This window comes from Bradyrhizobium sp. (assembly GCF_036009065.1).
In the GTDB taxonomy this organism is placed as follows: domain Bacteria; phylum Pseudomonadota; class Alphaproteobacteria; order Rhizobiales; family Xanthobacteraceae; genus Bradyrhizobium.
The window spans coordinates 1-4,378 of the sequence record NZ_DASYMN010000125.1 but is presented as its reverse complement, the minus strand read 5'-3'; the positions used below and the strand labels follow the sequence as shown (position 1 = coordinate 4,378).

General features: G+C 60.4%; 4 protein-coding genes and 1 pseudogene. 4 read left to right on the top strand and 1 reads right to left on the bottom strand.

Annotated features, from left to right (window positions below):
• Positions 1 to 564 (top strand): ATP-binding cassette domain-containing protein (locus VGP39_RS07825; RefSeq protein ID WP_327567535.1); only part of this gene is annotated, 564 nt, incomplete at its 5' end.
• A gap of 197 nt (positions 565 to 761) precedes the next feature.
• On the opposite strand, the gene VGP39_RS07820 is transcribed toward VGP39_RS07825, so the two are convergent.
• Positions 762 to 1,964 (bottom strand): NAD(P)/FAD-dependent oxidoreductase, encoded by a 1,203-nt coding sequence (locus tag VGP39_RS07820; protein WP_327567534.1) that lies wholly within the window; start codon positions 1,962 to 1,964, stop codon positions 762 to 764.
• Between the two features lie 223 nt (positions 1,965 to 2,187).
• On the opposite strand from VGP39_RS07820, the gene VGP39_RS07815 reads away from it, so the two are divergent.
• The 3 genes and pseudogenes from VGP39_RS07815 to VGP39_RS07805 form a co-directional block, all read left to right on the top strand.
• The gene (locus tag VGP39_RS07815; protein WP_327567533.1) at positions 2,188 to 3,237 is read left to right on the top strand and encodes a GNAT family N-acetyltransferase; all 1,050 of its coding nucleotides are present in this window, start codon (positions 2,188 to 2,190) and stop codon (positions 3,235 to 3,237) included.
• Positions 3,238 to 3,909: 672 nt separating this feature from the next.
• Positions 3,910 to 4,281, top strand: a complete 372-nt coding sequence (gene rpsL, locus VGP39_RS07810) for a 30S ribosomal protein S12 (RefSeq protein WP_011473880.1) — start codon at positions 3,910 to 3,912, stop codon at positions 4,279 to 4,281.
• Positions 4,282 to 4,296: 15 nt separating this feature from the next.
• Positions 4,297 to 4,378 (top strand): annotated as a pseudogene (locus VGP39_RS07805) (30S ribosomal protein S7); the annotation flags it as partial.

Here is a 4,378-nt window from a genome sequence, read left to right as displayed (position 1 = left end):
GTGACCCGCGAGTCGCTGCGCAGGAGCATGGCGGTGGTGTTCCAGGAAAACATGCTGTTCAACATGTCGATCCGGGAAAATATCCGGCTCGGCAAGGAGGGCGCCACCGACGAAGAAGTCGAACAGGCGGCGCGCAAGGCCGAGATCCATCGTTACATCATGAGCCTGCCGCAGAAGTACGATACGCTGGTAGGTGAGCGCGGCGACACGCTGTCGGGCGGGCAGCGCCAGCGCATCGCGATCGCGCGCGCGATCGTGCGCAATCCGTCGGTGCTGCTGCTCGATGAGGCAACCTCGGCGCTGGACCAGACCACGGAAGCGGCCATCAACAAGACGCTTATGAAGCTCGCCGAAGGCCGGACCATGATCTTTTCGACCCACCGCCTTACCTCGGTGGTCGATATGGATGAGATCATCGTCATCAGCAACGGCAAGGCGATCGAGCGCGGTTCGCACGCCCAGCTGCTGGCGAAGAACGGCGTCTATCGCAGGCTCTGGGACGATCAGGGCCATCAGCCCGCACCCGTTGTGGATGGCGATGACGACGATGATGACGACGATTGAGATCGATTTGGCGTCGACGGCGCGCTCGGTAAGAGAAAATTAACGCCAATTTTAACGTTTTGGGCGCGGCCGGCAGAAATTAGCTGCCGGCTTTTGCCGGAATGCTAGATTTTGTCCCGCGGATGCAGCTCGATGGCCGAGCGACGGTTTCCAAACTGGAGGTGTGGGTTCGATTCCCTCCGTCCGCTCCAAAACGCCTATGCAAGCCTTCCATGCGGTGGTGTGGCCGCCTGTTTTTGCTGAATGGCTGACCCGGCCTCAAGGCTGCCGCGCAGCCGCCGCAATGTTCCTTCGCCCAGCCGCGCAACAAAACGTGCCCAGCGCCGGGCGCGCCAGGAAATCCCATTGTCGGTTGACAGGGAACGAAGCTGATAAGCCTTGGCGGCCGACCACGCGTCACATGCTGTCTTGACCGGGTCGTCGTAAAAGGCCGCGATCTTGGCTTCGTCCATCCCGTCCGTTGCAAGCCAATCTGGAATGTGGACGTTGCAGAGCCGTTCAACATCCGTGAACACCTTGTCGGTGCCGGTGCCCGCGGCGGGGCAGGAGGTTGCAAACGCATCGCCGATCAGAACGAGGCCGGGCCGCCGGTGACCGTTGCTCTCGTATAAATCCGCCGGCCTTATCTTGATCTGTCCGGTGACTTTGAACTTACCGGCGATCCGGCGCAAACCCGGCATCATCGCGAGCAGCGTCTGTTCCGGCGTCTGGCGCAGTTGGCGAAACCATGGGTCGTCGATCCGGCGATAAACCAATAGATTGGCACGCATCACATTGCCAATGGGGAACAGCGTTAGATACGCCATGCGGTCGTGCGACCGCTCCGGATAATAAGTCAATGCAGGGAAGTCGAAGGTCGAGCGGCCGACCGGGGTGAAATCGAAGCCGGCCATAATGGAGTGGCATTCGCTGATCACACGGCGTTCGATGCCGAGGGTATGGCGCAAGCCGACATTCAGTCCGTTGGACAACACCACAAGGCGCGCGGAAATCTCTTCGCCGTTGGACAGCGCCACCCTCTGCCGCTCCGCGCTTGTTGAAATCGCGATGGCCTTGGCGTGAATCGTTTCCACGTTATCAGGAATCTGGGTTCGCATTGTATTGACGAGCGTGTCGTACATGATGCCGTATTGGTCGCTGGGCTTCTTGTCGAGCAGGTATCCAAAGCGCGCGAGCCAGACGCGGCCGTCGAGAGTCGCCGCCCGCAGCGTGGCCTCGGCGAGGCCGGTCTTACGCAGGATGTTAACCTGATCGCCGCTGATTTTCTCGCAGCGCAGGTCGGGCGGATACGTGGTGTGTGGGTCGATCAGGATCGCCGGAACGCCCGCGCGCCCGAGCATGGCCGCGGCGGTAGAACCGGCGAGGCCGCCGCCGACGATCGCAATGTCCGTGTATCGCATAGGTTTGCCTCTCCCGGACGCATCATAACGCCGGAAAAGGCAAACAAACGCTGAAGCACCGCCAGACTTAACCGAAATGCAATGCCGGCAGACCAAGATCGCCGCATCGACGCGGGACCCCAAAGGCGCTCATTCGATGATCTCGGTAAGCATTTGTTCACCAGATAACGGCATCGCGGCGGAGTGGGCGGACCTCACGCGCCGGGCGTCGCCAAATGTTTTCATGGATCCTGCCGCCCTGACCGCCGCCCATGAGACGAAATTCGCAAAGGTCTGCGTGCTGCTCGCTTGGGACGAGGGTGCGGTACAACGGAAGCTGGTCGGCGTGTGGGCGTTGCGGACGCGGAAGCTCGCGCCGTTTTGGCCGGCCTGGTTGGAAGCGCTCCCCTACAACTATGCTTTCCTTTCCAGCCCGGTGATCGACCCCGCCTTCATTGACGATGTCGTTCCGGAGTTCTTTGCCGCGATCCGGAAAAATCCGGTGCTGCCGAACGTCATCAACCTGCAGTCCTTTAACGCGGAATCTCCCGATTATGATGCGATCGTAAAGGCGCTGGCGGCGCGTGGCGGAGAACAGCTCCGGTTTTGCGAGAATGCGCGGCCGTTCGTGACACGAGAGTTTGGCGTGAAGCGATCCGGATCAACACGCAAAAAGTTGCGGCAGGACTGGAACCGGCTGTCCGGGCTCGGCGCGGTCGATATCGTCAACGATCGAACGCCTGGCGCCGTGAGCGAGGCATTCGAGGCGTTTCTTGCATTGGAATTAGATAGCTGGAAAGGCGATCGAGGAACGGCTCTGCTGTGTGATGAAAAAGATGCAGCCTTCGTCAGGCGGCTGATCGGCAGTTTGGCAGAACAGCGCAACGCATCGGTAGCGCTGCTGCGGATAGGCGGCAGGGCGATCGCGGCCCAGGTTCTGATGTATTGCGGGACCACGGCCTATACCTGGAAGACCGCGTTCCACGCCGACTATGCCAAATATTCCCCTGGCGCGCTGTTGATCGACAAGGTCACCGAAGAGCTTTTCTCGACGTCCGGAATTGATGCGATCGACTCCTGCGCGGCGGAGGGAAGTTTCATGGCCCAGCTGTGGGCGGGACGCCGGAACATGGTCGATTTCCTGATCGACCTGGGGCCCGGAAAGTCGGTCGGTTTCAGAATCGAGGCAATGCGCCAGGTCGGATATCGCCGCATCCGGGCTTTGCGGGACCGGCTGCGCGCGGACGGTTGGATTTCGCTGCCGAAGAAGGTTGGTCTGGCATCATCTAGCTGAGATGCCCGCCCCAAATAATACCCGGGTGTTATTGTGCGGCCTAAAGTGCCGATCCGACGCCCGAGCAAATGCTGCCCATGAGTGGCTCCCGATTCGCCTGACCAGGCGGAGGAGCACCGGCACGGGCTTTTCACTCAAAATGGCACCTCGCGCGCGGGTTGCGGCGGTGCCGGAGAGCGGCCATATACATCGCTCGGACGTTGTTTTCATTGATGAAAGAAGTGCTTCTGCCGCTGCGGGTTTAGCCTTGACTTGGCTAACCATGGTCGATAAAACCCGCGCACTTAACGACAGGCGGTGAGCGTCGCCAGAGTCGGAACGGATCACCCTCGCGGTCTTTCGGGATCTGGACGGGCACCAACCTCGACGAATGCCGCTCAGACGCTGTCGATCAAAGCTAGGCAATGCCAGGACGATCTTCGTTCTCTTGAGCAAGTTCTCTCGAGATTGATTTCGGATGCATGACCTCGGTACAGGCTGGGCAGCAATCGCTGGCCGGTGACGATCGCGGTCCTCTGTGGCGTCGAAGCGCTTTCCGCTCGGTAACGAGCGGTTGGCGCGATTTCGCTTTGCGCGGGTTGAATTCGCGCTGTGCGGCCGATGGGACAGGCGGTCCCGAACGAATTTGCGAAGCCGATCAGGTTTCGCGCGAACTAAAAGGTGAAGGCTGACATGCCGACGATCAACCAGCTGATCGCAAGTCCGCGCGTCGTACAGAAGTCGCGCAAGAAGGTGCCGGCGCTGCAGCAGTCGCCGCAGAAGCGTGGCGTCTGCACGCGCGTCTACACCACGACCCCGAAGAAGCCGAACTCGGCGCTTCGTAAGGTCGCCAAGGTGCGCCTGACCAACGGCTTCGAGGTGATCGGCTACATCCCGGGTGAAGGCCATAACCTCCAGGAGCACTCGGTGGTCATGATTCGTGGCGGCCGCGTCAAGGACTTGCCCGGCGTGCGCTACCACATCCTCCGCGGCGTCCTCGATACCCAGGGCGTCAAGAACCGTAAGCAGCGTCGTTCGAAGTACGGCGCGAAGCGTCCGAAATAAGCGGGAACCTGATCGATGTCTCGTCGTCATTCTGCTGAAAAGCGTGAAGTGCTTCCGGATCCCAAGTTCGGAAACATCATCATTACGAAATTCATGA